The organism is Streptomyces katrae, assembly GCF_000717655.1.
Lineage (GTDB): Bacteria > Actinomycetota > Actinomycetes > Streptomycetales > Streptomycetaceae > Streptomyces > Streptomyces katrae_B.
In genome coordinates this window covers 39,984-61,486 of record NZ_JNZY01000030.1, presented here as the reverse complement: position 1 = coordinate 61,486, position 21,503 = coordinate 39,984, and the positions used below count along the sequence as shown (strand labels likewise).

Here is a 21,503-nt window from a genome sequence, read left to right as displayed (position 1 = left end):
ACGCCGAGTGCGGTCGGCGTCGTCCGTCTTCGAATTTACCTGCGAAAGCCCCCGGATCCCGCCGGAGGGGTCAGGCGGAGTCCTCCTCCTCGTCCTCGTCGGAGTCCGTCAGGACGGGAGAACCGTGGTGGGACCAGAGCCGCCAGCCCCCGGATGTGCGTCGGAACACATTCGTGGCGACGACCAGCTGGCCGACGAGCGGGCCGAGCTCTCCGCCGTCCTCGGCGGGCCCGCCGCTGAGGATGTTCTCCGTGCACGTCACCAGTGCGGTGTCGCCTATGACGGCGACTTTCGTGTCGGTGAGGAAGAACTGGATGTAGTCGGTGTGGGACATGATCAGCGCGTACGAGCGCAGCACCTCGCCGCGGCCCGAGAGCACCGGCCAGCCCGGGTGCACGCAGGAGATCTCGTCCTCGAGCCAGAGCGCCGACAGTGCGTCGAAGTCCCCCCGCTCCATGGCCTCGTAGAAGGCCGTGTTGACCTCTTCGACGGCTTCGATGTCGGTAAGGCTCACCGTTCCCCTCTCCTGGCTGCCGTACGGGTCCCTCCGCCGGCGGGGCGGATCACAGGGCCCCTTCCACGGCGCGGGCCACCCGAACCGCGTCGGCGGTCGCCCGTACCTCGTGGACCCGTACGGCCCAGGCGCCCTGGTGGGCGGCGATGGCGGAAACGGCGGCGGTGGCGGCGTCGCGCTCGCGGGCGGGCGGCGGGGCGGCGTCGGCGGCGCCGGCCAGGATCCGGCCGAGGAAACGCTTCCGCGAGGCGGCTACCAGCAGCGGGAAACCGAGGGCGCGCAGCTCGGGGAGGTGGGCGACGAGGGCGAGGTCGTGCTCGGCCATCTTCGCGAAGCCGAGGCCGGGGTCGACGACGAGCCGCTCGGGGGCGATCCCGCCGGCCACGACCGCGTCGATGCGGGTGCGGAGCTCGGCGGTGACCTCCGCGAGGACGTCCTCGTAGACGGCGAGGCGGTTCATGCCGTCGCTGAAGCCGCGCCAGTGCATGACGACGAACGGCACCTCGGCGGCGGCCACGGCCGGGATCATGCCGGGGTCGGCGAGCCCGCCGCTGACGTCGTTGACCAGCAGCGCGCCGGCGGCGACGGCCTGGGCGGCGACGGAGGCCCGCATGGTGTCGACGGAGACGGTGACCCCCTCGGAGGCCAGGCCGCGCACCACGGGGACGACGCGGCGCAGCTCCTCCTCCTCGTCCACGCGGGAGGCGCCCGGGCGGGTCGACTCGCCGCCCACGTCGACGAGGTCGGCGCCCTGGGCGACGAGGTCGAGGCCGCGCTTGACGGCGGCGGTGGTGTCGAACCAGCGCCCGCCGTCGGAGAAGGAGTCCGGGGTGACGTTGACGACGCCCATGACCCCGCAGCGGTCCCATTCCGGCAGGCCTGCGACCCGGCCCCTGCCGGCGGCCCCGCGCTTGATGTTCATGGCTCCAGGGTAGGGCCGCGTCCCTGACCGGGCCGTACGCGGGTTCCGGCGCCCGGGTGCGCGAACGCGGGAGCCCGTAGGCGAAAACCCCCGAGCCCTTGCGCGGAAACGCCGGAGCCCGGCGCGCCGCGGGTGCGGCGGGCCGGGCTCCGGGGGGCCGGGGCGCGGGGGCCCGGGCCGGGGGTCAGGCGACCTGGACCTCGCGTTCGGGCTGAACCTGGGCCGGGACCTTCGCGGTCAGGTGCGTGTGGGCGCAGGTGCGGACCGGCTTGGGGCGGCGCCGGCTGGCGAACAGCCGGGGCAGGGCCAGCGTGACGAAGCCCTCGGCCTGCATCGCGGCGAAGCCGATGCGGGGCAGGTCGCGGGTGGTGCGGAAGACCACGAAGCGGGGCTCCCAGCGGGGCTTGAACTTGGCGTTGAACTTGTACAGCGACTCGATCTGGAACCAGCGCGACAGGAACACCAGCAGGCTGCGCCACATCCGCAGGACCGGTCCTGCGCCGATCTTCTCGCCGCGGGCCAGGGCCGAGCGGAACATCGCGAAGTTCAGCGAGACCTTCTCGATGCCGAGGGACGGCGAGGCCTCCAGGGAGGCGACGATCAGCAGCTCGTTCATGCCGGGATCGGCGGCGCGGTCGCGGCGCATCAGCTCCAGCGACATGCCGTCCTTGCCCCAGGGGACGAAGTGCAGGACGGCCTTGAGGTCGCCGAACGGGCTGGCGTCGCCCTCCTCCACGCGGTGGGCGGTGGCGATGTAGCAGTCGCCGTCGCCCGGGTCGCCGACGCGGCCGAGGGCCATGGAGAAGCCGCGCTCGGTGTCGGTGCCGCGCCAGGCGTCGGCGGCGCCCCGTACCTGCTCCAGCTCCTCGTCGGTCAGCTCGCTGACCCGGCGGACCTTGGTGGTGTAGCCGTTGCGCTCGATGCGCTTCACCATCTGGCGGACGTTGCGCATGGCCCGTCCGGAGAGGGAGAAGTCTTTGACGTCGACGATCGCCTCGTCGCCGAGCTCCAGGGCGTCCAGACCGGTCTCGCGGGTCCACACCTCGCCGCCGGTCTCGCTGCAGCCCATGACGGCCGGGGTCCAGGAGTGGGCCTTGGCCTCCTCCATGAACCGCTCGATGGCGCCGGGCCAGGCCTCGACGTCGCCGATGGGGTCGCCGGAGGCGAGCATCACGCCGGAGACGACGCGGTAGGTGACGGCGGCCTTGCCGCTGGGGGAGAAGACGACGGCCTTGTCGCGGCGGAGCGCGAAGTGGCCGAGCGAGTCGCGGCCGCCGTGCTTGGCGAGCAGCTCGCGGAGCTTGAGCTCGTCGTCGGCGGTGAGTTGGGCGGCCGGGTGCTCGGGGCGGAAGGCCAGGTAGATGGTGGTGAGCGCGGTCAGCATGCCGAGGGCGCCGAGGGAGTAGCCCACGGTCCAGGACACGCGGCCGGCGTAGTCGACGGGGCCCTCGAAGCCGAAGAGGCCGTACACGACGTGGCTGATCTGCTCGTAAATACCCGGATGGCCGACGACGCGGCCCGGGTGGGAGTTGACGATGACCAGACCGAGGCCGATGGAGCCCGCGCTCATCAGCACGAAGTTGGCGAGCGCCTTCCAGCGGCTGCGCGGGTCCGGCAGCGCCTTGAATTCACTCTGGTGCCGCAGGATCAGCCCGAGGAGGACCGCCGCGATGACGACTCCGATGACGGAGTGCCGGTACGTGAACTGCGCCACGGCGCCCGCCGGGAGCAGGACGACGGCGGCCCGCCAGGCACGGCGCTTGCGGCGCTTGAGGCCGTGGGCGAGCAGGAGCAGCAGGACGCCCGCGCTGAGGGCGAGGGCGGCTGCGAACGGGCCCAGCGAACCGGGCAGCACCTCGGTGACCGCGTGGAACCGGCTGTGCCGGAACCGCGGGAACACGCCCGCCGCGATGTCCAGAAGGCCGACGATCATGACGGCCGTACCTACCAGGCCGGGCACCGTCTCCGGTCGTGGGCCGCGGAAGATTCGGCGGACCTGCTTCGGAACCTGTCCCGACTTATCGCCATCTATCCTGCTAGACATCGCTTCCCGTTGCTCCGCGAGAGATCATGTGGCCGAAGGCCGCGACAGCCTCCGGAGTGTGGTGCGTCCACTAGGACGACATCCGGGTCCAGCGGGTTCACTCTTCCGCCGAGAAAAACTAGTCCTGCCATCAGAAAGTCGACTGACTGCTCATGGGTCTCACCAGTAATACGGTTCTGGCGCTGGCCATCGTCGCCGGTGTGCTGCTGTTCGCAGCCACGGTGTGGTTCTGGCCCCGGCTCTCGGGCCGCACCTGGCGTGCGCTGCTCGGCCGGATCGGCCTCCTGCTCGCGACCCAGCTGGCGCTGTTCTCGGCCGTCGGCCTGGCGGCGAACAAGTCCTTCTCCTTCTACGGCTCGTGGGCGGACCTGTTCGGCCAGCAGACATCTGTCGGCAAGGTCGTGGACCACTCGATGAGCAGCAAGGACATCAAGGTCGTCGACAAGCAGAAGCTCGACGTGCCGGGCGGCGCCCAGCCCCAGGTGGGCGGACAGATCCTGAAGGTTGCCATAACCGGGCAGAAGTCGAAAATAACGAGCCCCGGGTACGTGTGGCTGCCGCCGGAGTACTTCCAGCCGCAGCACAAGGACAAGAACTTTCCGGCCTCCATCGTGCTGACGGGGTATCCGGGCACCGCCGAGAACCTGATCAAAGGGCTGAACTACCCGATGACGGCCTTCAAGCAGGCCAAGGCGGGCAAGATGAAGCCGATGATCCTGGTGATGCTGCGCCCGACGATCGCGCCGCCGCGTGACACCGAGTGCGTGGACATACCCGGCGGACCGCAGACCGAGACCTTCTTCGGCCAGGACCTGCCGCAGGCCATCCAGGACACCTTCCGGGTCGGCAAGAAGCCGCAGAACATGGGCTTCATCGGCAACTCCACGGGCGGCTACTGCGCCCTGAAGATCGCCGCGCACTACCCGCAGACCTTCGGCGCCGCCGCGGGTCTGTCCGCGTACTACGACGCCGCGAACGACGCGACGACCGGCAACCTGTTCCAGGGCGACGACAAGTTGAAGAAGCGTGCGGACGTCCTGCACAGCATCGAGCACAAGCAGCCGTCGGGTACGTCCTTCCTGGTCACCAGCAGCGAGCAGGGGGAGCCGAACCTCGGCGACACCAAGAAGTTCATCAAGCTGGTCAAGGGCCCGGACCGGGTCTCCTCGATCATCCTCGACAGCGGCGGCCACAACTTCAACACGTGGCGCCGCGAGATCCCGCCGATGCTGGTGTGGATGAGCAACCGCATCCAGGCCTGACCCGCAGTCCCCGGGTCAGGCCTCCTGCCCCTGGACTTCTTGCAGTTGGGCCCGGCGCAGGGCCCGGTGGACGCCCTCCGGGGTCAGTACGCCGACCAGCGCGCCGGTGTCCGGGTCCGTGACCCCGATCCGGCCGGAGTCCTCCTGCAGCAGCAGCGCGAGTGCCTCGCGCAGACTCGCCCCCAGCGCCACTTCGGCGGTGGGGGCTTTCCCGTCGGCCTCCGCCAGGTCGGCCTGCCCCACGGGGGTGACCGCGAGCCGCTTCAGGCCCCGGTCCGCGCCGACGAAGGAGGCCACGTACGCGGTGGCCGGCGCACCCAGCACCGCGGCCGGGCGGGCGAACTGCTCGATGGAGCCCGCGCCGTAGACGGCGATGCGGTCGCCGAGCCGGACCGCTTCCTCCAGGTCGTGCGTGACCAGCAGGATGGTTTTGCGCACCGTCTTCTGCAGCGCCAGGAACTCGTTCTGGAGGCGTTCGCGGACCACCGGATCCACCGCCCCGAACGGCTCGTCCATCAGCAGCACCGGCGGATCGGCCGCGAGGGCGCGCGCGACGCCGACGCGCTGGCGCTGCCCGCCGGAGAGCTGTTCCGGATACCGGCCCCCGTACACGGCCGGGTCCAGGCCCACGAGTTCGAGGAGCTCGGCCGCCCGGGCGCGGGCCTTGGCCTTGGGGGTGCCGATCAGCTGGGGCACGGTCGCGGTGTTCTCCAGCACCGTCTTGTGCGGGAACAGCCCGACCTGCTGGATGACGTACCCGATGTGCCGGCGCAGCTCGACCGGATCGGCGTTCGCGATGTCCTCGCCGCCGAGCAGGATCCGGCCGGAGGTCGGCTCGATGAGCCGGTTGACCATCTTCATCGTGGTGGTCTTGCCGCACCCGGACGGGCCCACGAGGGTGACCAGCTCGCCTTCCGCCACCTCGAAGGACAGGTCCTCGACGGCCGTGGTCCCGTCGGGGTAGCGCTTGGTCACATGCTCGAATCGGATCACCTGCCCATCCTCCCCCACACACTGCGGGTTGTTTGTGACGGGAGCATGACCCCGGTGCGAAGCTTTCCGGCCATTGTCCGCGCAGGGGGTTAGGGTCGCTCTTGACCGACCCCGTTCGGACGGGTGTACGCAGCGGAGGCAGGGGGGTGAGGGCATGGCCGGGCAGAACTGCCTGGTGGAGAACGACTGGATCTGCTGGGACTACGTCACGTCCCGCTCCCCGGAGCTCACCGACGCCACGGTCCAACATGTGTGGATCACGGGCGTGTCGGTGCTCATAGGCCTCGCCGTCTCCCTCCCGCTGGCCCTGCTGGCCCGCCGCGGCCGGCGCTGGGCCGCGCCCGTGCTGGGCCTGACCACCCTGCTCTACACGGTCCCCTCGCTCGCCATGTTCTCGCTGCTGCTGCCGCTGTTCGGGCTGTCGGCCTCGCTCGTGGTGACCGGTCTGGTGCTGTACTCGCTGACCATCCTGGTCCGCAATGCGATGGCCGGCCTGGAAGCCGTCCCCGAGGAGGTACGGGAGGCCGCGCGCGGGATGGGCTACGGGCCCGCGCGGCTGCTGTGGCAGGTCGAACTGCCGCTCGCGCTGCCCGCGCTGCTCGCCGGCGTGCGGATCGCCACGGTGTCCACGGTGGCGCTGACCACCGTCGGCTCCATCGTCGGCAAGGGCGGCCTCGGCAACCTCATCGCACCGGCGGTCAACAGCTCCTTCAAGGCCCAGGTGCTCACCGCCTCCGTGCTGTGCGTGCTGCTCGCGCTGGTGGCGGACCTGCTGCTGCTCGGCCTGCAGCGGCTGCTCACGCCGTGGACCCGGGCGGCGCGGCCGGCGCGGACGGAGCGGGCGGGCCGGGCCGCGCGCCTGACGCGGACGGCGAAGGGGGCATGAGGCGATGGGCGTGATGGAACAGGCCTGGGACTGGCTGGCGAACGGGGCCAACTGGGCCGGGGAGAACGGCGTGTGGCACCGGCTCGGCGAGCACGCATACGTCAGCGGGATCTCCCTCGCCATCGCCTGCGCGGTGGCCCTCCCGGTCGGCCTGTGGCTCGGCCACATCGGCAAGGGCGGGGCGCTCGCCGTCAACGTGTCCAACGCCGGGCGGGCCGTGCCCGTCTTCGCGGTGCTGGCCCTGTTCATGGTCTCGCCACTGCGCAGCGCGGGTTATCTGCCCACCATCGCCGCCCTCGTGCTCTTCGCCGTCCCGCCGCTGCTGACCAATGCGTACGTCGGCATGCGGGAGGTGGACCGCTCGGTGGTGGAGGCCGCCCGGGGCATGGGCATGTCCGGCGGCCAGCTCTTCTGGCGGGTGGAACTGCCGCTCGCGCGGCAGCTGGTGATGACCGGGCTGCGCTCGGGCGCCGTCCAGGTCATCGCCACGGCCACGATCGCGGCCATGGTCGGCCAGGGCGGCCTCGGCCGGATCATCACCGCCGGCTTCAACACGTACAACACCCCACAGGTCGTCGCGGGGGCCCTGCTGGTGGCGGCGCTCGCCCTGCTGGTCGAGGGCGCCCTGGTGGCGGCCGACCGGCTGTTGACGCGTCCGGCGGCGCGCTGACCCTCCGGCCGGCCCGCCGGCGTTTCCCTTCGCTGTCCGTCCTTTGTCGTTCCCACTCCCTTGGAGGAGCAAAGATGAGCAAGTCCACGCGCGTCCTCGGCGCCGTACTGGGGGCGGTGGCCCTGACCGCCTCGCTCACGGCGTGCGGCGGAGACAGCCTGGAGAAGAGCAAGGACAGCGGTGCAGCCGCGTCCGCGCCCTCGGACCCGGGTTCCGGCTCCGGCAAGGGCAAGGTCGTGATCGGTGCGGCCGGGTTCACCGAGTCCAGCGTGCTGGCGGAGCTGTACGCGCAGGTGCTCAAGGACGCGGGCTACGGCACCTCGATCACCACGGTGAACAACCGGGAGCTGTACGAGCCCTCGCTGGAGAAGGGCGAGATCGACGTCGTCCCGGAGTACGCGGCCACCCTCGCGGAGTTCCTCAACGCCAAGGTGAACGGGCCGAAGGCGCCGGAGGAGAAGCCCGTCGCGTCGAGCGACGTGGCGGCGACGGTCGCGGGGCTGGAGAAGCTGGCGGCCCCGCTCGGCCTGAAGGTGCTGCCGGCGGGCCCGGCGGTAGACCAGAACGCGTTCGCGGTATCGAAGGAATTCGCCCAGAAGAACAACCTGAAGACTCTTTCCGATCTTGGCAAGTCGGGTCTGAAGGTGAAGATCGCGGCGGGTGACGAATGCGCCGTACGGCCCTTCTGCGCGCCCGGGTTGAAGAAGGCGTACGGAATCGACGTTTCCGGGATCGACCCGAAGGGCGTCGGCACCCCGCAGGCCAAGCAGGCGGTCAAGGACGGCGTCGACCAGCTGGCGCTCACCACGACCACGGACGCCACGCTCGACAGCTTCGGGCTGGTCCTGCTGGAGGACGACAAGAAGCTCCAGAACGCCGACAACGTCCTGGCGGTGGTCAACGCCAAGGACGCGGGATCCCCGGAGATCGCGGCGGCCCTCGACAAGCTGACCAAGGTCCTGACGACCGCCGACCTCGTCGAGCTGAACAAGAAGGTGGACGCGCAGCGCGAGAAGCCGGCGGATGTCGCGAAGGCCTATCTGAAGGCGAAGGGCCTGACGAAGTAGGAGTAGTGACGGGTTTGGTGGAGAAATGACGGGTAACTGCCCGGCCACAGATTGCCGGGCAGTTACCCCACTGGACCCCCACGCCCTGTAAATTTCAGGCCATGCCCCGTGGACGCCACCGCAATCCCGAACCCCTGCACCGGCTGCTCACGCCGACGACCGTGGCCGGAGTCTCCGTCGCCAGTGCGGCCGTGGCCTGGCTGATCGCGGAACCTTTGCCGCTACGCCTGCTCGTGGCCCTGACGGCGGCCGCGGGCGTGGCCGGCGCCGTCGTCATGCGCGCCTGGGACCGCTCGGCCGGGCGCCGCGTCGCGGAACTCGCGCGCGAACGGGTCAAGGACGAGTGGAAGACCGAGGAGCGGATAGCCGAGCTCGAGTCCGACCTCGAAGAGGCCCGGGCGCTGCGCGCCAAGCTCGACGCGAAGCTGCGCGCCAAGCGGGTCGAACTCGCGGGGCTGCGCGGCGAGCACGCGGCGCTGCTGCGGCGGTACGCGACCGCCGAGACCGAGCGGGCCAGCGCCCTGGAGGGCCGCCGGCTGCTCGCCATCGAGGCCTCCGCGGCCCCGGCGGCGGCACCCAAGGAGCTCCCGGCGGTCTCCGAGGAGCGCACGTCGAGCGGCGCTCCCACCAGCGTCGGCTACGCCCGGGCCCATGCGGCCATGAAGGCCCTCGCCCGCAAGGCCGAGGCGGACCCGGCCCAGCCGAAGGTGCTGGAGGGCCGGGGCGCCGAGCCCAGGGCCCTGGAGGCCGGTGGACCGCCCTCCCGTACGGACGGCGCCACGGGCGCTCCGGCGGCGGTCCCGGCGCGCCGGCCGGCCGCGGCGGTGGCCCCGTACTCGGCCGTACGCCGCTCGGCGTCCCGCGTCGAGGGCGGCTTCGACTTCTTCGGCACCAAGACCGCGGCCCAGGCCCGAGCGGTGATCGAATCGGTCCAGAACGAGGACCTGGCCGACGTGGTCGGCGCGGAGGCCCTCGAGGTCCACAAGGCGGAGTCGGCCCGGGCCGCCGCCGAGCCGCCGGTCAAGGAGCAGGGCTTCAAGCCGGCCACCCCCGAGCAGCGCGCGGTGGGCCAGGTCATCGACCTGACGGCGCACGACGAGACCGAGCCGATCGACGTCGTCCGGCTGCGCACGGCCATCTCCTAGCCGGTCCGCCCGTGGGGCCGCCGGGCGGCGGGGCTCAGGGGTAGGCCAGGACCGTGAGGACGGCCAGGGCCTCCAGGGCCAACTGGGCCGTGAGGGCGCGCTTCTGGAACCTGCGGGGCGCGGACTGCACCACCACGCAGGACGCCACGACCGCGGCGAGCAGCGCGAGGAACACCTCCCCGGGGAACGGCCGGCAGCCGCCCTGCATCAGGCAGCGGCCGCCGGCCTCGGTCGACAGTACGAGGACCTTCGCGGCCACCAGGGCGGGCAGGAGCAGGAGGGCGGCGATCCCCGCGTTCCTGCGGACGCGCCGGGCGGCGGCTTCGGCCGGCGGTTCGGGGGTGGGGGCGAGGAGGGCGGTCTGCGGGTTCCAGGACATGCCGCCATCCTGTCGGCGCGGCCGGTACGGGGGATCCGCGCGGGTACTCAGATCGGCGGGACCGGCGTACTCAGGCCGGGCCGGGCGTTCAGAACAGCGGCAGCTGACCCGGCAGTTCCGACAGGACGAAGCCGTCCAGCGCCGGCGCCGATGCGCCGAGCACCACCCGCGCCCGGGATCCGGGGCAGGACACCAGGTCGCCGCGGCCCCGCCCGGCGGGAGGGTCGTGGCGGGAGATCCGGCCGGCGGTCACGGCGCAGTCGCGCCCGCATGCGGGGCAGGCCCGTCTGGGGGAGTGGGACATGCCCCAAGTCTGCACTCCCGCAATGACATCGGCACCGCCGCCGGCACCGCCGCCGGCACCGCCGCCGGCACCGCCGTGTGCACTGCCGCCGGCACTGCCGTGCGCTCTGCCGCCGGCGCCGACGTGAGCACCGGCATCGGCGCCGCCGTCAGCTGCCGGAGCCCGCGCCCCGGGCAGCCGTACCCGCCTCCGCCCGGTCGGCCAGCCACTTCTCGTGGGCCGCGCACACCCGGTCCCACAGCGCCGCCCGGTCTGCTGCCGTCAGATCGTCGAGCTGCCGCTCGAAGAGCCCGCCCACCACCGCCCAGAACTCCCCGGGCGTGTCCAGGATCCGCTCGCTCGTCCCCTTCACGGGATCGGTGCGGCTCAGCACCCGCCCCCGCAGCGCGTCGACCCCGTGCGCGTCGCGCCGCAGCAGCGCGAGGGTCCGTACGAAACCGGAGTCCGGGGAGGTCGACAGCCGTACGTGCGTGGCCTGGAAATCGGCCGTCGCCGCCGGAGCCGAGAGGATGTTGACCACCGGGCAGGGGCTCGCCTCGTTGACGTACCTCCAGCCGGGCGCGTCCCCCCTCAGCGGGCCCAGCCCGTAGGTGAACTCCCCCTGCCGGTGCATGCCGGCGCGCAGCGGCAGCGGCTCGTACGGGCCGTCCCCGAGCCCGGCGTCGACGAAGTACTCCTCGCCCCCGACCCGGACGGTCAGCGCGAGGTGGTCGCCGCTGACGTCGCGGCGCTCGCGCTCCGCCGCCCCGAGGACGCCCGCGAGGTGCCGGGTCACCTCGAAGCCGAGGGACTCCAGGAGCAGCGCGAAGGCGCCGTTGAGGTGGAAGCAGTACCCGCCGCGCCCGGCCGCGAAGCGGCGTGCGGACAGCTCGGGGTCGATGCCGGGCGGCCGGCCGAGCTGGATGTCGAGGTTCTCGTACGGGATGCGCTCGAGGTGGGCGCGCTGGAGCGCGAAGAGCGCCTCCACGGTGGGTCCGGGCTGCTGCGGGAAGCCGAGCCGCCGCAGGTAGCCGTCGTGTACGCCAGGGGTCATCCCCGCACCCTAAGCAGAAAACTCCCGCGCCATCACGGGAGTTCCCGCGACGTGTCACTTGTCGATGTCGCCCACGACGAAGAACAGCGAGCCCAGGATCGCCACCATGTCCGCGACCAGCTGGCCGGGCAGCAGCACCGACAGGGCCTGGATGTTGTTGTACGAGGCGGAGCGCAGCTTCAGCCGGTACGGGGTCTTCTCGCCCTTGGAGACGAGGTAGTAGCCGTTGATGCCGAGGGGGTTCTCGGTCCAGGCGTACGTCGCCCCCTCGGGCGCCTTCAGCACCTTCGGGAGGCGCTGGTTGATCGGCCCGGGCGGCAGCTCGGCCATCCGGTCCAGGCAGGCGACCGCGAGGTCGAGCGCGTTGTGGGTCTGGTCCAGCAGGCACTCGAAGCGGGCCAGGCAGTCGCCCTCGGTGCGGGTGACCACCTTCAGGACGTCCTGGAGCTCCCCGTACGCCAGGTACGGCTCGTCGCGCCGCAGGTCGAAGTCGACGCCGGAGGCGCGGGCGATGGGCCCGGAGACCCCGTACGCGTGCACCGCCTCGGGGGACAGCACGCCGACCCCGCGCGTACGGCCGCGGAAGATCTCGTTGCCGTGGACGAGCTTGTCGTACACGTCCATGCGGGTGCGGACGTCGGCGATCGCCGCGCGCGCCCGGCCGAGCCAGCCGGCCGGGAGGTCCTCCTTGAGGCCGCCGACGCGGTTGAACATGTAGTGCATGCGGCCGCCGGAGATCTCCTCCATGACGGCCTGGAGCTCCTCGCGCTCACGGAACGCGTGGAAGATAGGGGTGATTCCGCCCAGTTCGAGCGGGTACGACCCGAGGAACATCAGGTGGTTCAGCACCCGGTTCAGCTCGGCGAGAAGGGTCCGCATCCACACGGCCCGTTCGGGGACCTCCATGCCGAGCATCCGCTCGACCGCCATGACCACGCCGAGCTCGTTGGAGAACGCGGACAGCCAGTCGTGGCGGTTCGCGAGCATCACGATCTGCCGGTAGTCGCGCGCCTCGAAGAGCTTCTCGGCGCCGCGGTGCATATAGCCGACGACCGGCTCGGCGCTGACGATCCGCTCGCCGTCGAGGACGAGGCGCAGGCGCAGCACGCCGTGCGTGGAAGGGTGCTGGGGTCCGATGTTGAGCACCATGTCGGTGCTTTCCGCCGCGCCGCCGATGCCGACCGTGGTCTCCGTCATGGCCGCATTCTCGCAGCCGCCGGGGGTGGCGCGTCGGTCAGGTCGGAGATCAGGGCGAGGCGCGGAGGCTCGGTGCCGGGCGCCGCGGGCCCGGCCTGGCCGACGCGCCACCCCCCTACGCTGAACGCATGGAAACGGGGACTGCGGGCGGGACGAGCCGGCCCGCGTGGGTGGGGCTGCCGGGCGGGCTGCTCCACCTGCGCCGGCTGCTGCTGGTGATCTGGACGGTGCCGCTCGCGGCAGGGACGGCCCTGCTGCTGGGGCTGACGGCGGGCCCGGCCTGGGCGGCCGCGGGGGCGCTCTGGCTCGGGGGCCTGGCCTGGGGATGGGTGCTGCTCGGCCGCAACTGGCGGTCCTGGCGGTACGCGGAGCGCGCGGATGACCTGCTGATCAGCCGGGGCGTGCTGTGGCGGGAGGAGACCGTGGTCCCGTACGGGCGGATGCAGCTGGTCGAGGTGGCCTCGGGGCCGCTGGAGCGGCGCTTCGGGCTGGCCTCCGTACAGCTGCACACGGCGGCCGCGGCCACGGACGCCAAGATTCCGGGCCTGGTCCCGGCCGAGGCGGAGCGGCTGCGGGACCGGCTGACGGAGCTCGGCGAGGCAAGGTCGGCGGGCCTGTGACCGCCGAATCCGCGGCCGCCGTGGAGCGGCGGCTGCACGTGCTCACGCCGCTGCGCCGGGCGTGGGTGCCGATCGCCGCGACCGTCGGCGTCGTCGTCCAGCAGGGCGAACAGGTCGAGCGGTGGGTGGTCGGGCTGCCGGCCGGCCTGCGGGCCCTGACCTTGGCCGGCCTGGTCGTGGTATTCGGCCTGTACGGGTTCCTGAGCTGGTGGTTCACCCACTACGCGGTGACCGACACCGAGCTGCGCATCCGCAGCGGGCTCTTCTTCCGGCGCACCGCGCACATCCGGCTCGACCGGATCCAGGCGGTGGACGTGACCCGGCCGTTGCTGGCCCGGGTGGCCGGGGTCGCCAAGCTGCGGCTGGACGTGATCGGCACCGAGGACAAGGACGAGCTGGCCTTCCTCGACGAGCGGGAGGCCGTGGCGCTGCGCGCCGAGCTGCTGGCCCGGGCCGCCGGCTTCGCCCCCGCCGAGGCCGTCGCGCTCGGCGAGGCCCCGCAGCAGGAGCTGCTGCGCGTCCGCCCCGCGGACCTGGCGGTGTCGCTGCTGCTCACCCTCTCGGCGTGGGCGGCGCTGGCCGCCGGGCTGATCGCCCCCGTCGCCGTGTGGTGGTTCAGCGGGAACCCCTGGGCGACGATCGCCACCCTGCTGCCCATGCTGGGCGGGCTCTGGGCGGGTACGGCCGGGCGCTTCCTCGCCGAGTTCGACTGGCGGGTCGCCGAGTCCCCGGACGGGCTGCGCCTGGACCACGGGCTGCTGGACCGGGCCCACGAGACCGTACCGCCGGGGCGGGTGCAGACCGTACGGATCGTGGAGCCCCTGCTCTGGCGGCGCCGGGAGTGGGTGCGGGTGGAGCTCGCGGTGGCCGGCTCGAAGAACGAGGTCCTGGTCCCGGTGGCTACGCGGGCCGCCGCCCAGGCGGTCGTCGCCCGGGTGCTGCCGGGTGTGGACCTCGCGGCCCTCGCCTTCGGCCCGTCCCCGAAGACCGGGTCGCGGTGGGTGGTTCCGGTGTGGTGGAAGGGGTACGCGCTGGCCGTCTCGGCGGACGTGTTCGCCGCCCGCAAGGGGCTGCTGTGCCGCCGTACGGAGATCGTCCCGCACGCCAAGGTGCAGAGCGTCCGGCTCACCCAGGGCCCGTGGGAGCGCGCCCGGGGCGTGGCGGACGTCCATGTGGACAACGGCGCGAACGGCACGGTCACGGCCCGTCTGCGGCCGGCAGCCGAGGCCGCCGGCCTGCTGGACGCCCAGGCGGCCCGCTCGCGCACCTCCCGCGCGGACGCCCGCCCGGACCGCTGGATGACCTGACCGGCCAGGCCGTCAGGCGCCGCCCGCGCGGACCAGGCCCTTCTCGTACGCGAGGACCACGACCTGGACGCGGTCGCGCAGGTTCAGCTTGGTCAGGATGCGGCCCACGTGCGTCTTCACCGTGGCCTCGGACAGGACCAGGCGGGCCGCGATCTCGCCGTTCGACAGGCCCTGGGCGACCAGCAGCATGACCTCGCGCTCGCGCTCCGTCAGCCGCTCGATCTCCTTGTTCTGCGGCTCCTGCGTGGTCGTCGGGAGCATCGGCGCGAAGCGGTCCAGCAGGCGCCGGGTCGTGGACGGGGCCACCACCGCGTCTCCGCTGTGCACCGAGCGGATCGCGGCCAGCAGCTCCGCCGGCGGCACGTCCTTCAGCATGAACCCGCTCGCGCCCGCCTTCAGACCCGAGAAGGCGTACTCGTCCAGGTCGAAGGTGGTCAGGATGATCACGTCGGGGTGCTCGTCGCGCTCGCAGATCCGGCGCGTGGCCTCGACCCCGTCGAGCTTCGGCATCCGGACGTCCATGAGCACCACGTCCACCTTCGTGGAGCGCAGCACCTCCAGCGCCTCCAGGCCGTCGCCGGCCTCGGCGACGACCTCCATGTCCGGCTGGGCGGCGAGCACCATCCGGAAGCCCGTGCGCAGCAGCACCTGGTCGTCGACCAGCATCACTCGGATGGACATCAGTTATTTCGACCTCGTCATCTCGTCTTGAGCGGGAGCAGTGCGCTGATCCGGAAGCCGCCGCCGGGCCGCGGGCCCGCGTCCAGGGTGCCGCCGACCATGCCGATCCGCTCGCGCATGCCGATCAGCCCGTGCCCGGCGCCGTCGGCGCCGCCGTCCTCGTACAGTTCGTGGGCCGCGCCCCGGCCGTCGTCCTCGACCAGCAGGCCGAGCCCGTCGTCGAAGTAGACCAGCCGGACGCTCGCCCTGGCATCCGGGCCGCCGTGCTTGCGGGTGTTCGTCAGTGCTTCCTGCACGATCCGGTACGCGGTGAGCTCGACGCCGCTGGGCAGCCGGCGCGGTGCGCCCTCGACCTCGAAGTCCACCGTGAGCCCGGCCGCCCGTACCTGCTCGACCAGGACCTCGATCTGCTCGACGTCCGGCTGGGGCACGTAGTCCTCGGACTCCTGGGGCTCCCCGGTGCGCAGGACGCCGAGCAGGCGGCGCATCTCGGCCAGGGCCTGGCGGCCGGTGCCGGAGATCGTCTGCAGGGCCTCCTTGGCCTGATCGGGGGCCACGTCCATGACGTACGCGGCGCCGTCCGCCTGGACCACCATCACGGAGACGTTGTGCGCGACGACGTCGTGCAGCTCGCGGGCGATCCGGGCGCGCTCGGCGGCCACGGCCACCTTGGCCTGGGCCTCGCGCTCCTTCTCCAGCCGCTGGTTCCGCTCGACGAGCTGGGCGTAGTACGCCCGGCGCGTGCGCAGGGAGTCGCCGAGCACCCAGGCGAGGGCGAACGGGACGATGGCGAAGAGCGTGAAGAGGAAGTCGGCGCGCGCGTCGCCCTTGTCTACCTGGAAGCGCAGGGCGTAGAGGGGGGAGGCGAGGAATCCGATCGCGAGCGCGGTACGGGACATCCGGCGCGAGATCTCGGCCGAGGCCGCGACCGTGTACAGGATGATCAGCATCGCGAGGTCGGAGTTGATCACCTCGGTGTGGGTGACCAGCTTGTAGACGCCGGTGCCGACGGCGAGCCAGAACATCGGCAGCGTCCACTTGCGGCGCAGGGCCACGACGACGCCCATCGCGAGCACCGAGGGAACGGCGATCAGTCGCGCGGTGGTGCTGCTGAAGCTGTCTTCGGCGACTTGCAGCATCCCTAGCCCGACGAGGAGGACAGCCCAGAAGCTGTCGACGCCCGTCGGGTGTCTGCGGAGGAAGTCGTAGAGGCGCTGCACGTAACCCAGAGTAGGCAAAGGAGATAGGTGCTGGAGTCAACCACAGGTGCGATCCGTGTGACGGAGGTGTACTCCCCAAGGTGGAGGCCGAGCTTAACCTTTCGGGGATGAGCACTCAGGGAGAAGTCGCAGATCCGGTTCCGGTTCCGGTTCCGGTCCGGTGGCGGACGGCGATGGAGGCCGCGCTGTACGGGCCGGACGGGTTCTACGTCCGGCGGGGCGGGCCGGGCCCGGCCGGGCACTTCCGCACCTCCGTGCACGCCTCGCCGCTGTACGCGGGGGCGGTGGCGCGCCTGCTGCAGCGGGTGGACGCCGAGCTCGGGCATCCGCAGGGGCTGGACCTGGTCGACGTCGGGGCGGGGCGGGGGGAGCTGCTGACCGGCGTGCTGGGCGCGCTCCCGGCGGAGGTCGCGGCGCGGGTGCGGGCCTGGGCGGTGGAGCGGGCGGAGCGGCCGGACGGGCTCGATCCGCGGATCCGGTGGGTGGCGGAGCCGCCCGCGGGGACGCGGGGCCTGCTGTTCGCGAACGAGTGGCTGGACAACGTACCGCTGGACGTGGCGGAGGACGGGCACTACGTACTGGTCGACCGGGCCGGTACGGAGAGCCGCGGGCCGGCGGTGTCCGGCGCGGACCGGGCATGGCTGGAGCGGTGGTGGCCTGGGCCCGGCCGGTCGGAGATCGGGCGGGCGCGGGACGAGGCGTGGGCGGTTGCCGTTCGCTCGGTGGAGCGGGGGCTGGCGGTGGCCGTGGACTACGCGCACGTCCTGGACGCCCGGCCCCCGTACGGCACCCTGACGGGCTTTCGCGGGGGGCGGGAGGTCGCGGCGGTGCCGGACGGTACGTGCGATGTGACGGCTCACGTGGCCATGGACGCGTGCGCGGGGGAGGGGGCGGTGCTGGTTTCGCAGCGCGAGGCCCTGGGCCTTCTCGGGGTCTCGGGGGCCCGCCCCCCGCTGGCGATGGCCTCCACGGACCCGGCGGGGTACGTCCGGGCCCTCGCCTCCGCCGGCGAGGCGGCGGAACTCACCGCCCGCGGCGGGCTCGGCGACTTCGCCTGGCTGATCCAGCCGGTCGGGGTCGCCCCCTGGCCGGCCTGACCCCGAGTCCGCTGCGCGGGGCCGTCCCCCACCCGCTCTTCTCCCGTTCACCGGGCTCCGCCCCGGGTCGGGGGCGGAGCCGCGGAACGTCTACTCGGTGGCTTCGTGGTCGTGGCCCGGGCGGAGGCCGCCGCCGCTGCTGCCGCCGGTGGTCGGCGCCGAGGCGACCGGCTGCGTCAGCGGGGCCAGGTCGAAGGCGTAGTGACCGACCGCGTTCGCGATCACGTCCACGTTGATGTCCAGCGCCTTCTGGTTGATGTTCGTGATGTCGTCGCCCTTGCCGTGGTAGTTCACGTCGTACGCGACACCCGCCTGCCCGCCGAACTTCGCCGCCTGCGCCGCCGTCTTGATCCCCTCGGCGCCGGTGTCCGTACCGCCGGACGGGATGCCCGCCTCGATGAACGGGCCGTAGTCCGAGCGGCCCGTGAAGTCCGAGCCCTCGTGCGGGATCTTCTGCGCGTCGAGGAAGTCGGTGATGCCCTTCTCCAGCTGCGCCGAGCCCTCCGGGCCCGGGCCCGAGCCGACCTTGTCCGAGTCGTCGCCGTCGTAGACGAAGTACGCGGCGTTCGGCGAGGCGATCATGTCGAAGTTCAGGTACAGCTTGATCTGCTTCTTCTGCGCGTCCGTCAGGCCGCCGACGTACGCCTCGGAGCCGAGCAGGCCGAACTCCTCCGCCGACCACCAGGCGAACTTGACCTTGTTCTTGATCTTGTTCTGGCTGCTCGCGAGGCGCTGCGCGACCTGCAGGATGCCGGCCGAGCCGGAACCGTTGTCGTTGATGCCGGGGCCCGCCGCGACCGAGTCGAGGTGCGCGCCGAGGAAGACGGTGTTGTTCTCGTCGCCGCCCCGCGTCTCCGCGATGACGTTGTACGTCTTGCGGTTCTCCCGGAACTCGCGGATGTCGAGGGTGACCTCGACGGGGCCCGCCGCGGCTTCGGCGGCGAGCCGCTCGCCCTCGGCCCGGGTGACGCCGCCCGTCGGGACCTTGCCCGCGTCCGGCGCGCCCAGGGTGCCGTTGAGGGCGCCCTCGGTGTTGTTGTAGATGATCGCGCCGACCGCGCCGGCCGCCGCCGCGTTGGCCTGCTTGACCGCGAAGGGGCAGCCGCCGCGCTTGACCAGCGCGATCCTGCCCGTGAAGGCGCCCGCGGCGAAGTCGCCCGGCTCGCAGCCGTTCGTGCCGTCCGCGTCCACCGGGGCGACGGCGATCTGCGCCTTCACCCCGCCCTCCGGGCCGCTCGCCGTGTACGTCATCAGCTTGATCGGGACGTCGCGCCCGCCCGCGCCGTTGACCTTCAGCGTCTCGGCGACGGTCTCGACGTACACGAACTCGAACTCGTTCTTCGAGACCTTGTAGCCGGCCGCCCGCATCACGGCCTCGACGTACTGGGCGGACTGCACGTGGCCCTTGGAACCGGCCACGCGGGTGCCGTTGTTGTAGTCGGCGATGGACTGGAAGACCTTCAGGTGGTTGTTGGCACCTTTGCCGGTCGAGTCCTTGACCAGTTTCCTGGCCAGTGCGTCGCCCCGGGCGGCATCGCTCTGCGGGCTGCCGGTGGCACCGGCCGGCCCGGCGAGCACCAGCGGGGAGACGAGGGCCGCGGCGGCCAGGGCGGCGGTTGCTGCGGCTATACGGCGTGAGGGCATGGAGGTCCTTCCACGACAACGACGAGCAGACAGACGGAAGCGGTGCGCGGTACGCGGGGGGAACGGTGGACGCACGGTATAGACCGGGTGGCCGATCTGGCCAGAGCTTTCGCTGTTTCCGGTTGATGAATTCCGCATATCGGTGAATCTGCGCCGTGGAAATCCGGCCACTGTCCGCCCTGTTGTGCCGCGGGAGGGCCTCAGCGCAGGATGCCCTCGATGAACTCCGAGCCGATCCGGGCGACTTTGCCCAGATCCAACTGGTGCTGGACGTACCGCCCTTGGCGCCGGGTGTGCAGCAGGCCCGCCTTCTTCAGCGCCGACAGGTGCCGCGACACCTCCGGCGCCGTGATCCCGTGCACGGTCGCGAGCTCGCTCGTCGTGTACGGGGCCCGGGCCAGACTCCGGCACAGCATCATCCGCATTGGATGGGCCAGCGCCTCCATCCGCCGCTGGAGCAGCTCCACCGAGCCGGGCTCGGGCAGTTCGGGGGAGCGGAGCGGATAGTGGACCACCGGTATCCAGCCGGGCGCGTGCAGCACCAGCAGATGCGGCCAGCCGAAGTTCGTCGGCACGAAGACCAGGCCGGGGCCTGTCTCCGGGTCCGTCGCGGTCGCCGAGCCGTGGACCATCTTGTCGACGGTGATCCTCGTGGCGGCCTCGTCGACGCTCAGCGCCGGCGACACCTCGTGCAGCGTCGCCGCCAGCCCTTTGCGGCGCAGGACCTCCGTCTTGTGCCGGGCGTCCGCGCTCTGCTGCGGCTCGATCCGCCGCCAGGTCTCCGCGAAGAACGCCTCGTCGCAGTCCTCCAGGAGCCGCCGCAGCCACACCCGTACGGAAGCCGTGTCGTCCAGCAGCCGCAGCGAGAAGTCCAGCTGGCGGGGGCCGCGCGCGGCGGCCGTCTCCAGCGCCTTGGCCCGGGCCTGCGGATTCTTCAGCGGGGAGGGCCCGCCGCCCTCGTTGTACAGCGCCAGCCAGCAGTGCTCCAGGGCGGCCATCACGAACCGCTCGTCGTCCATCCGGTCGAGTACGTCGAGCTCCTCGGCCAGGGTCGCGGCGGGCAGGCCGCTGCCGCCGGGGATGCCCGCGAAGGCCATGAAGATGTCGGAGAAGGAGCTGCGCCACATGAAATCGCCCTCCAGCAGCCGGTCCGCGAGGCAGGGCTCGAGCGCGGCCGCGGTGGCGGTGGTCCACGAAGCCAGACCGGGGTGGTGGGCGGGCTGCGACAGGCCGTGCAGCGTCATGCAGAGCTCGGAGAGCGGCGAGGGCGCGAAACGGATGCGTCCGGCGGGGAGCCCGGCGATGTCGATGGTGACGCTCATCGGCCCATTCTCACCTGCCGGACCCCCCGTGACCTGGACTGACACGGGTCAATTGACGCGGCGCGTCAATCGTCGTGCGGGGTGGCCCGAGCAGGTCCAGGGTGGAGGCATGACAGCGATCGAGCAGTACCTCATCGACACCTACCGCGCCTCCCAGCAGGGCGCCCCGATGCCCCCGCCGCCGGGCCGCGACGACGTCGCCGTCCTGCGCTCGGCCCGTACGTACGCCCAGTTCCGGGCGGTCCTCGAGGGCCGGGCGGCCCGGCACCCCTGGTGGGCCACCCTGTGCCGGCTGGGCCACGCCCCGGGGCGCACGTGATGCGGCCCGGTCAGCGGTCTCCGGGGTGGAAGTCGATCTCGTACGCGATCTCGGAGCGGCGGTCGGCGACCACGATGTCGGCGGTCTCCACCGCCCGGCCGTCCGTCGCGTAGTACGTCCGTTCGATCTCGGTGATCAGGTCGCCGACGCTGATGCCGAGCAGATTGGCCTGCCGCTGGTTCGCCCGTCCCGGGCGGGGAACCTCCAGCGAAGAGGCGACCAGCACGCCGATCGAGCGCATCCGCTCGATGACTCCGGCCCCCTTGAACGGGCCCGCCTCCGGCAGGACGACCGGGGTGCCGTCCGTGACCGCCATCGGCTCCCAGGACTCGCAGATCTCCACCGGCCGGCCCTCGGACAGGAACTCGTACGTGGTGAGCACGCACGGGTCGCCCGGCGGGACGGCGAGGCGCTCCGCGATCCGCTCCGGGGCCGGCGTTCGGGCCGCGGAATGCGACTCCCAGGTCACGCCCGCGCCGCCGAGCCCGGCCAGCCGGCGCCGCCGGGAGCGGACTATGCGCAGCCGCTCGCGCGGTGCGCACCGGTACGTGCCCGAGCCGGCGCGGCCTTCCAGGAGCCCCTCGATGATCAGCAGCTCCAGGGCGCGCTGCGTGACGCTCTGCCCGACCGCGTACTCCTCGGCGAACCGGGACCGGGACGGCAGCTTGGCGCCGACGGGCCACTCCTCGGCCCGGATCCGTGCGCGCAGCGCGTCGGCCACTTTCAAGTACGCCGTGTCCCGGGCCATATGACCGTCCTGTGCCTGTCGACGAGTTGGGCCCAAGCTAATTCATCAGGTCGGACCCGAGTCTTCAGAACGGCGATGAGTGAGTCGCCGCGGTACGCCGCCGCCCGGCGGCCGGCGGCGTACCGAGGA

The 21,503-nt window shown here is 72.3% G+C and carries 22 protein-coding genes; 9 read left to right on the top strand and 13 right to left on the bottom strand.

Annotated features, from left to right (window positions below; genetic code table 11):
* Positions 1-70: 70 nt before the first annotated feature.
* From IF09_RS0129450 to IF09_RS0129440, 3 genes are all read right to left on the bottom strand, one after another.
* Positions 71-514 (bottom strand): nuclear transport factor 2 family protein, encoded by a 444-nt coding sequence (locus tag IF09_RS0129450; RefSeq protein ID WP_030300733.1) that lies wholly within the window; start codon positions 512-514, stop codon positions 71-73.
* Between the two features lie 49 nt (positions 515-563).
* Positions 564-1,436, bottom strand: coding sequence for a dihydropteroate synthase (folP, locus tag IF09_RS0129445; RefSeq protein WP_030300732.1), 873 nt, complete (start codon positions 1,434-1,436; stop codon positions 564-566).
* 184 nt (positions 1,437-1,620) lie between these two features.
* Complete coding sequence (locus IF09_RS0129440) at positions 1,621-3,480, bottom strand: phosphatidylglycerol lysyltransferase domain-containing protein (protein ID WP_030300730.1); 1,860 nt, start codon at positions 3,478-3,480, stop codon at positions 1,621-1,623.
* Positions 3,481-3,632: 152 nt separating this feature from the next.
* On the opposite strand from IF09_RS0129440, the gene IF09_RS0129435 reads away from it, so the two are divergent.
* A complete protein-coding gene (locus IF09_RS0129435) occupies positions 3,633-4,742 on the top strand; it encodes an alpha/beta hydrolase (RefSeq protein ID WP_030300728.1) in 1,110 nt (369 codons plus the stop codon).
* 15 nt (positions 4,743-4,757) lie between these two features.
* Here IF09_RS0129435 and IF09_RS0129430 read toward each other — a convergent pair whose 3' ends face one another.
* Positions 4,758-5,735: an ABC transporter ATP-binding protein gene (locus IF09_RS0129430; protein WP_030300726.1), complete on the bottom strand. Its 978-nt coding sequence runs from the start codon at positions 5,733-5,735 to the stop codon at positions 4,758-4,760.
* A 154-nt stretch (positions 5,736-5,889) separates the two neighbouring features.
* On the opposite strand from IF09_RS0129430, the gene IF09_RS0129425 reads away from it, so the two are divergent.
* The 4 genes from IF09_RS0129425 (at position 5,890) to IF09_RS0129410 (ending at position 9,503) form a co-directional block, all read left to right on the top strand.
* Entirely contained in the window at positions 5,890-6,621 is a 732-nt protein-coding gene (locus IF09_RS0129425) for an ABC transporter permease (protein ID WP_030300724.1), read from the top strand.
* A gap of 4 nt (positions 6,622-6,625) precedes the next feature.
* Positions 6,626-7,291 carry an ABC transporter permease gene (locus IF09_RS0129420; protein WP_030300722.1) on the top strand — a complete coding sequence of 222 codons (666 nt, stop codon included), beginning with the start codon at positions 6,626-6,628 and terminating at the stop codon, positions 7,289-7,291.
* Between the two features lie 74 nt (positions 7,292-7,365).
* Positions 7,366-8,358, top strand: a complete 993-nt coding sequence (locus tag IF09_RS0129415) for an ABC transporter substrate-binding protein (RefSeq protein ID WP_030300720.1) — start codon at positions 7,366-7,368, stop codon at positions 8,356-8,358.
* 101 nt (positions 8,359-8,459) lie between these two features.
* Positions 8,460-9,503 (top strand): hypothetical protein, encoded by a 1,044-nt coding sequence (locus IF09_RS0129410; protein ID WP_030300718.1) that lies wholly within the window; start codon positions 8,460-8,462, stop codon positions 9,501-9,503.
* A gap of 34 nt (positions 9,504-9,537) precedes the next feature.
* On the opposite strand, the gene IF09_RS0129405 is transcribed toward IF09_RS0129410, so the two are convergent.
* The 4 genes from IF09_RS0129405 to IF09_RS0129390 all read right to left on the bottom strand — a co-directional run bounded on the left by IF09_RS0129405 (position 9,538) and on the right by IF09_RS0129390 (position 12,416).
* Entirely contained in the window at positions 9,538-9,882 is a 345-nt protein-coding gene (locus IF09_RS0129405; protein WP_030300716.1) for a hypothetical protein, read from the bottom strand.
* Positions 9,883-9,970: 88 nt separating this feature from the next.
* Complete coding sequence (locus tag IF09_RS0129400; RefSeq protein WP_030300714.1) at positions 9,971-10,186, bottom strand: hypothetical protein; 216 nt, start codon at positions 10,184-10,186, stop codon at positions 9,971-9,973.
* Between the two features lie 148 nt (positions 10,187-10,334).
* The gene (locus IF09_RS0129395; RefSeq protein ID WP_037636311.1) at positions 10,335-11,219 is read right to left on the bottom strand and encodes an arylamine N-acetyltransferase family protein; all 885 of its coding nucleotides are present in this window, start codon (positions 11,217-11,219) and stop codon (positions 10,335-10,337) included.
* 54 nt (positions 11,220-11,273) lie between these two features.
* A complete protein-coding gene (locus IF09_RS0129390) occupies positions 11,274-12,416 on the bottom strand; it encodes an NADH-quinone oxidoreductase subunit D (protein ID WP_030300712.1) in 1,143 nt (380 codons plus the stop codon).
* Between the two features lie 128 nt (positions 12,417-12,544).
* Here IF09_RS0129390 and IF09_RS0129385 point away from each other — a divergent pair, with 128 nt between their 5' ends.
* Both IF09_RS0129385 and IF09_RS0129380 read left to right on the top strand, forming a co-directional pair.
* The gene (locus IF09_RS0129385; RefSeq protein WP_030300711.1) at positions 12,545-13,036 is read left to right on the top strand and encodes a PH domain-containing protein; all 492 of its coding nucleotides are present in this window, start codon (positions 12,545-12,547) and stop codon (positions 13,034-13,036) included.
* The gene (locus IF09_RS0129380) at positions 13,033-14,343 is read left to right on the top strand and encodes a PH domain-containing protein (RefSeq protein WP_030300710.1); all 1,311 of its coding nucleotides are present in this window, start codon (positions 13,033-13,035) and stop codon (positions 14,341-14,343) included. Before IF09_RS0129385 ends, IF09_RS0129380 begins: the two co-directional genes overlap by 4 nt.
* Positions 14,344-14,355: 12 nt before the next feature.
* Here the strand turns inward: IF09_RS0129380 and IF09_RS0129375 are convergent, their stop codons facing one another.
* Both IF09_RS0129375 and IF09_RS0129370 read right to left on the bottom strand, forming a co-directional pair.
* A complete protein-coding gene (locus IF09_RS0129375) occupies positions 14,356-15,024 on the bottom strand; it encodes a response regulator (protein WP_030300709.1) in 669 nt (222 codons plus the stop codon).
* A 17-nt stretch (positions 15,025-15,041) separates the two neighbouring features.
* Positions 15,042-16,244, bottom strand: a complete 1,203-nt coding sequence (locus tag IF09_RS0129370; protein ID WP_030300708.1) for a sensor histidine kinase — start codon at positions 16,242-16,244, stop codon at positions 15,042-15,044.
* A 107-nt stretch (positions 16,245-16,351) separates the two neighbouring features.
* Here IF09_RS0129370 and IF09_RS0129365 point away from each other — a divergent pair, with 107 nt between their 5' ends.
* Positions 16,352-17,341 (top strand): SAM-dependent methyltransferase, encoded by a 990-nt coding sequence (locus IF09_RS0129365; RefSeq protein WP_051833073.1) that lies wholly within the window; start codon positions 16,352-16,354, stop codon positions 17,339-17,341.
* A 90-nt stretch (positions 17,342-17,431) separates the two neighbouring features.
* Here IF09_RS0129365 and IF09_RS0129360 read toward each other — a convergent pair whose 3' ends face one another.
* Positions 17,432-18,985, bottom strand: coding sequence for a M28 family metallopeptidase (locus IF09_RS0129360; protein WP_030300706.1), 1,554 nt, complete (start codon positions 18,983-18,985; stop codon positions 17,432-17,434).
* Positions 18,986-19,185: 200 nt separating this feature from the next.
* A complete protein-coding gene (locus tag IF09_RS0129355; RefSeq protein ID WP_030300705.1) occupies positions 19,186-20,307 on the bottom strand; it encodes a DUF5937 family protein in 1,122 nt (373 codons plus the stop codon).
* Between the two features lie 109 nt (positions 20,308-20,416).
* Here IF09_RS0129355 and IF09_RS40775 point away from each other — a divergent pair, with 109 nt between their 5' ends.
* Entirely contained in the window at positions 20,417-20,626 is a 210-nt protein-coding gene (locus tag IF09_RS40775) for a hypothetical protein (RefSeq protein WP_037636304.1), read from the top strand.
* 10 nt (positions 20,627-20,636) lie between these two features.
* Here IF09_RS40775 and IF09_RS0129345 read toward each other — a convergent pair whose 3' ends face one another.
* Positions 20,637-21,374, bottom strand: coding sequence for a GntR family transcriptional regulator (locus tag IF09_RS0129345; RefSeq protein WP_030300702.1), 738 nt, complete (start codon positions 21,372-21,374; stop codon positions 20,637-20,639).
* Between the last annotated feature and the right edge of the window lie 129 nt (positions 21,375-21,503).

What these genes read in the sequence shown, in the direction of transcription:
- folP (WP_030300732.1), bottom strand. Translation starts at nt 1,436, where the DNA reads ATGAACATCAAGCGCGGGGCCGCCGGCAGGGGCCGGGTCGCAGGCCTG.
- IF09_RS0129440 (WP_030300730.1), bottom strand. Translation starts at nt 3,480, where the DNA reads ATGTCTAGCAGGATAGATGGCGATAAGTCGGGACAGGTTCCGAAGCAG.
- IF09_RS0129435 (WP_030300728.1), top strand. Translation starts at nt 3,633, where the DNA reads ATGGGTCTCACCAGTAATACGGTTCTGGCGCTGGCCATCGTCGCCGGT.
- IF09_RS0129425 (WP_030300724.1), top strand. Translation starts at nt 5,890, where the DNA reads ATGGCCGGGCAGAACTGCCTGGTGGAGAACGACTGGATCTGCTGGGAC.
- IF09_RS0129420 (WP_030300722.1), top strand. Translation starts at nt 6,626, where the DNA reads ATGGGCGTGATGGAACAGGCCTGGGACTGGCTGGCGAACGGGGCCAAC.
- IF09_RS0129415 (WP_030300720.1), top strand. Translation starts at nt 7,366, where the DNA reads ATGAGCAAGTCCACGCGCGTCCTCGGCGCCGTACTGGGGGCGGTGGCC.
- IF09_RS0129410 (WP_030300718.1), top strand. Translation starts at nt 8,460, where the DNA reads ATGCCCCGTGGACGCCACCGCAATCCCGAACCCCTGCACCGGCTGCTC.
- IF09_RS0129405 (WP_030300716.1), bottom strand. Translation starts at nt 9,882, where the DNA reads ATGTCCTGGAACCCGCAGACCGCCCTCCTCGCCCCCACCCCCGAACCG.
- IF09_RS0129400 (WP_030300714.1), bottom strand. Translation starts at nt 10,186, where the DNA reads ATGTCCCACTCCCCCAGACGGGCCTGCCCCGCATGCGGGCGCGACTGC.
- IF09_RS0129395 (WP_037636311.1), bottom strand. Translation starts at nt 11,219, where the DNA reads ATGACCCCTGGCGTACACGACGGCTACCTGCGGCGGCTCGGCTTCCCG.
- IF09_RS0129390 (WP_030300712.1), bottom strand. Translation starts at nt 12,416, where the DNA reads ATGACGGAGACCACGGTCGGCATCGGCGGCGCGGCGGAAAGCACCGAC.
- IF09_RS0129385 (WP_030300711.1), top strand. Translation starts at nt 12,545, where the DNA reads ATGGAAACGGGGACTGCGGGCGGGACGAGCCGGCCCGCGTGGGTGGGG.
- IF09_RS0129375 (WP_030300709.1), bottom strand. Translation starts at nt 15,024, where the DNA reads ATGTCCATCCGAGTGATGCTGGTCGACGACCAGGTGCTGCTGCGCACG.
- IF09_RS0129365 (WP_051833073.1), top strand. Translation starts at nt 16,352, where the DNA reads ATGAGCACTCAGGGAGAAGTCGCAGATCCGGTTCCGGTTCCGGTTCCG.
- IF09_RS0129360 (WP_030300706.1), bottom strand. Translation starts at nt 18,985, where the DNA reads ATGCCCTCACGCCGTATAGCCGCAGCAACCGCCGCCCTGGCCGCCGCG.
- IF09_RS0129355 (WP_030300705.1), bottom strand. Translation starts at nt 20,307, where the DNA reads ATGAGCGTCACCATCGACATCGCCGGGCTCCCCGCCGGACGCATCCGT.
- IF09_RS40775 (WP_037636304.1), top strand. Translation starts at nt 20,417, where the DNA reads ATGACAGCGATCGAGCAGTACCTCATCGACACCTACCGCGCCTCCCAG.
- IF09_RS0129345 (WP_030300702.1), bottom strand. Translation starts at nt 21,374, where the DNA reads ATGGCCCGGGACACGGCGTACTTGAAAGTGGCCGACGCGCTGCGCGCA.